The 4,176-nt window shown below is 50.2% G+C and carries 3 protein-coding genes and 2 pseudogenes; 3 read left to right on the top strand and 2 right to left on the bottom strand.

The annotated features are described in order from the left end of the window. A partial coding sequence (locus Q0241_RS15445) for an EamA family transporter (protein WP_299379055.1) occupies positions 1 to 463 on the top strand: 463 nt, incomplete at its 5' end. A gap of 146 nt (positions 464 to 609) precedes the next feature. Here Q0241_RS15445 and Q0241_RS15440 read toward each other — a convergent pair. Then, positions 610 to 1,152, bottom strand: coding sequence for a recombinase family protein (locus tag Q0241_RS15440; RefSeq protein ID WP_055464746.1), 543 nt, complete (start codon positions 1,150 to 1,152; stop codon positions 610 to 612). A gap of 169 nt (positions 1,153 to 1,321) precedes the next feature. Between Q0241_RS15440 and Q0241_RS15435 the strand changes: the two are divergent. After that, positions 1,322 to 2,233 (top strand): annotated as a pseudogene (locus Q0241_RS15435) (DUF4158 domain-containing protein); the annotation flags it as partial. A gap of 38 nt (positions 2,234 to 2,271) precedes the next feature. Here Q0241_RS15435 and Q0241_RS15430 read toward each other — a convergent pair. Then, the gene (locus Q0241_RS15430; RefSeq protein ID WP_191602418.1) at positions 2,272 to 3,219 is read right to left on the bottom strand and encodes an IS30 family transposase; all 948 of its coding nucleotides are present in this window, start codon (positions 3,217 to 3,219) and stop codon (positions 2,272 to 2,274) included. Between the two features lie 75 nt (positions 3,220 to 3,294). Between Q0241_RS15430 and Q0241_RS15425 the strand changes: the two are divergent. Beyond that, a pseudogene (locus Q0241_RS15425) lies at positions 3,295 to 4,176 on the top strand (Tn3 family transposase); the annotation flags it as partial.

Raw genomic sequence — 4,176 nt, 5'->3', positions numbered from 1 at the left:
CTGTGCGCTGGCCTGGTTTATGGGAGATGCATTTCCTCCGCTGGCAACCACAGGCGCAATCATGACACTGGGGCTGCTGGGCTACGGTGTAAGCTTGGTCTTGTTCGTATTGGCACTGCGGGGATTGGGAACTGCGCGCACTGGCGCGTATTTCTCCACAGCGCCCTTTATCGGAGCACTGATCGCGCTGACCTTGTTACACGAACCCGTTACCTCCGCTTTCTGGATTGCCAGCGTGCTGATGGGGTTGGGTGTGTGGCTGCATCTGACAGAACGCCATGAACACCTGCACACCCATAAGCCGTTGGAACACAGTCACACGCACCGCCATGAATATCATCACCAACACGATCACGAGTTTGACTGGGATGGGCAGGAGCCCCATTCGCACCAGCACGCGCACACCGAGGTGACGCACAAGCATCCACACTTTCCCGATATTCACCACCGTCACCGACACTAACTCATCCACATGGCCGCAGAACACTGGCGCCGCCTTCAGGAATTTCATGAAAGTTGCTCTGGATAAATCGCTGGAGGTTTTGTTTGTGAGAGAGGGGCTTTTTTCTTAAGCTACCGGCCATGCGTCTCAGTGCTGCAGGACAGGCATTACCTAAGTAATTTATACACTGTAGACCTGCCGATACCCATTTGCTTGGCAATGTCTGTAGCCCCAACCCCTTCCTCACGAAGCTCTTTTACTCGTCTTCGGTCAATAGTTCGCTTGCGACCAAATTTAACACCTTTCGCTTTTGCCTCAACACGTCCTTCATTTGTTCTTTCCAATATCCGTTGTCGTTCCGCCTGTGCCACGGCAGAAAGAATGGTAACAACCATCTTTCCCATAGTGCCTTCCGTGCTAATGCCATCATCCAGAAAGCGGATAGCAACACCCATTTCATCGAACTCCTTGATTAACTGGATCATGTCAGCAGTGTCACGGCCAAGGAGATCCAGCTTTTTTACCAGGATTACATCGCCTTCCTCCACCTTTAATCTCAATAGGCGTAATCCCTCTCGGTTAACATGACTACCCGTTACTTTGTCGGTAAAGATTCGATTGGCTCTTACTCCTTCCGCCTTGAGGGCTTTGACCTGCACATCGAGCGATTGCTGGCTTGTGGACACACGAGCGTAACCGAAGAGTCTCATGAGGTGAAAATAGTCTCCTAAATCGATTAATAGATCGTCTGTCTGCTAAGTCTGAGAAAAGCGATTTAATAGACAGTTTATTGTAGGCACTTTATGATGTCCACTAACTTATAAATTAATAGACACTGCGAATGCTCGCGATTCTTACAGTTATTGGTTGGGGTAGCACATGCCCGTCGATTTTTTAACCTCGGAACAGAAAGCTAGCTATGGGCAATTTTCTGGCGAACCGAATGAAGTGCAGTTGGCCCGCTACTTTCATCTGGATGAAGCTGACCTCGCTTTTATCCTTCAGCGGCGTGGTGTTCAGAACCGTTTCGGTGTCGCCTTACAGTTGGGCTGCGTTCGATTCCTGGGAACCTTCCTCGCCGATCTGTCACGGGTTCCGGCCAATGCTCAATGGTTTGTTGCACGACAGCTTGGCATCACCGATATAGCAACCCTGGCCACCTATGCACAGCGTGAAACCACTCGACGGGAGCACACGGCCCAGATCCGTACCCACTATCAGTACCGGGAGTTCACGTGGCCGTGGTCCTTCCGGCTGAACCGCTTACTCTACACACGCAGTTGGATCGGCAACGAACGCCCCAGCCTGCTTTTCGATCTGGCCACCGGTTGGCTGATACAACACAAGATCCTGCTGCCCGGCGCCACCACACTGACCCGCTTGATTTCCGAAGTGCGCGAGCGGGCCACCAGTCGCTTGTGGCAACGGCTGTCGGCGTTGCCGACATCGGAGCAGACCGCAAAGCTTGAGACGTTGCTTCAGGTTCCGGAGGGAACACGAACTTCCCGCTTTGACCGCTACCGCAAGGGGCCGGTGACGATCAGCGGTCCCGCCTTCAATGAGGCGGTTGGCCGTTATCAGGAGCTGAAGGCCTTCGGCATGCATGAGCTGGATTTTACCGGCATCCCGCCAGTCCGCTTTAAAAACATCGCCCGTCACGCCGGAATGATTTCTATGCACAAAATAGCCCGCATGCCGGAGAGAAAGCGCACGGCCATCCTAGTGGCCTTCGCCAGGGCATATGAGACCATCGCCCTCGATGAAGCCCTGGACGTGCTGGATTTACTGATTACCCCCGAATTCAAGTCCGAAGTGCGACACTTTTCATTTCAAGCAGCCAAACACATCTTTTTAAAAATAACGGCTGGTTGCTTGAACCCTAAACACTTCCTTGGACGATGGTTTATTCGTCTCATCGCGAAATGTATTCTCTCTTCTGTAACACTTCTTAAATCAGTGCCTTTGGGCACATACTGTCTTAGAAGGCCGTTACTATTTTCATTCGCTCCACGCTCCCAAGAGCTATATGGATGAGCAAAATACACTTTCGTATCTAATGCTTTAGCTATCTTAGCGTGATAGGCAAACTCTCGACCATTATCTGCTGTGATCGTGTGCACATGATCTTTAAAAGGCATCAATAACTCTATGGTAGCCTGAGTCACATCTTTGGCTGACTTTGAGTTCACTTTCTTTATCAGGTAAAAGCGCGTCTTTCTTTCCAATAAAGTAACGATGGACCCCGTTCCATTCTTGCCTAAAACAGTGTCTATTTCCCAATCACCAAAACGCTTTTTTGTCTCCACAATGACTGGGCGCTCATCAATAGAGACTTTGTTTTTAATCACTTCTGCTTTCGTTCGCTGTCCTTTCCTGTAGCGTTTTTTTCCTTGCCTCAAATGACGATAAAGCGTCCCTTTGTTTCTTTTGTCATCATGGATATATTGATAAATCCATTCATGACTAACAGGAACTCCGCAGTTTTTAAGTACGTTAGAGACTTGCTCAGGGCTCCAGTCGATTTCAATTAAAATACGAATAAAATCAATGGTCTCTGATGATATTCGATACTTAGCGGATGTCTTTCGCCTTATCAAGCATGCTCTTTGAGCTTTATCAGGACAATATCCTGTTGCTTTTTTATTCCGCTTTAGCTCACGATAAATCGTAGCTCTATGGCAATTAAGTGCACGTGCTATATTTGAAACTGATATTTCTTGCCCTAAAAGAGCTGAAATCTGGTATCTTTTGCCTTCGGTCAACTGCTGATAATTCATGTTGGTACTGCTTAGTTTTGTGGTGAAAAGAAGTGTACCAACTTCAGCAGTTGGCTTCTTCTACACCTGATTTGCAGTGTCGCACTTATTATCTGAATTTAGGCCTATATTGCCGGTGAGGCCAAAAAGCTGGGCCAGAAAAAGCGGTTGCGGACACTGAAGGATCTGGATAAATCCGCGCTGGCCTTGGCGGAGGTTTGTGCCCTGATCCTCAATGAAAGTACGCAGGATGAACTGCTGAGGTCGGCCATCTTTGCCAAAATGCCGCGTGAAAAACTGGCGGCATCCATTGCCACCGTCCATGAACTGGCTCGCCCTTACGACGACAACTTTCAAGATGAAATGGTGGAACAGTATGGCAGGGTCAGACGCTTCTTACCGAAATTACTGTGTGATATCGAGTTCAAAGCGGCTCCGGCGGGCAAGGCGACCCTGGAAGCCCATCAATATCTGGCCGGTCTGTTGAAATCGCGCAAGCAGCAACTGGAAGAGGCGCCACTGGACATTGTTTCCAATCCCTGGAAACGTCTGGTGTTTGACAAAGAGGGGCGAGTCACCAAGCGAGGCTACACACTGTGCTTTCTCGATAAGCTGCAAGACAGCCTGCGCCGCCGTGATGTCTATGTAGAGAACAGCGATCGCTGGGGTGATCCACGGGCCAAGCTGTTGCAGGGCCAGGAATGGCAGGCCAACCGCATTCAGGTCTGCCGGTCACTCGGTCATCCACTGAATCCCCAAGAAGCCATTGATGGTCTGGTGCGCCAACTGGATGCCAGCTACAGACAGGTGGCCGCCAACTTTGATGACAACAAGGCCGTTGAATTGGATCTGTCTGGCAAGCGGCCCACATTGACCATCACCAATTTTGACAAGCTGGATGAACCGCCCAGCCTGGCGCAGCTCTCCCAGCAGGTCGAAGCCTTGCTGCCCAGCGTGGATCTCACGGAGCTGTTGTTG

This window comes from uncultured Kiloniella sp., assembly GCF_937128705.1.
Classification (GTDB): domain Bacteria; phylum Pseudomonadota; class Alphaproteobacteria; order Kiloniellales; family Kiloniellaceae; genus Kiloniella.
The sequence above is the reverse complement of the archived record's forward strand: the minus strand, read 5'-3'. Positions and strand labels throughout refer to the sequence as shown.

Bases quoted from the DNA above. Each gene is read 5' to 3' on its own strand.
- Q0241_RS15440 (WP_055464746.1), bottom strand. From the start codon at position 1,152: ATGAGACTCTTCGGTTACGCTCGTGTGTCCACAAGCCAGCAATCGCTC.
- Q0241_RS15430 (WP_191602418.1), bottom strand. From the start codon at position 3,219: ATGAATTATCAGCAGTTGACCGAAGGCAAAAGATACCAGATTTCAGCT.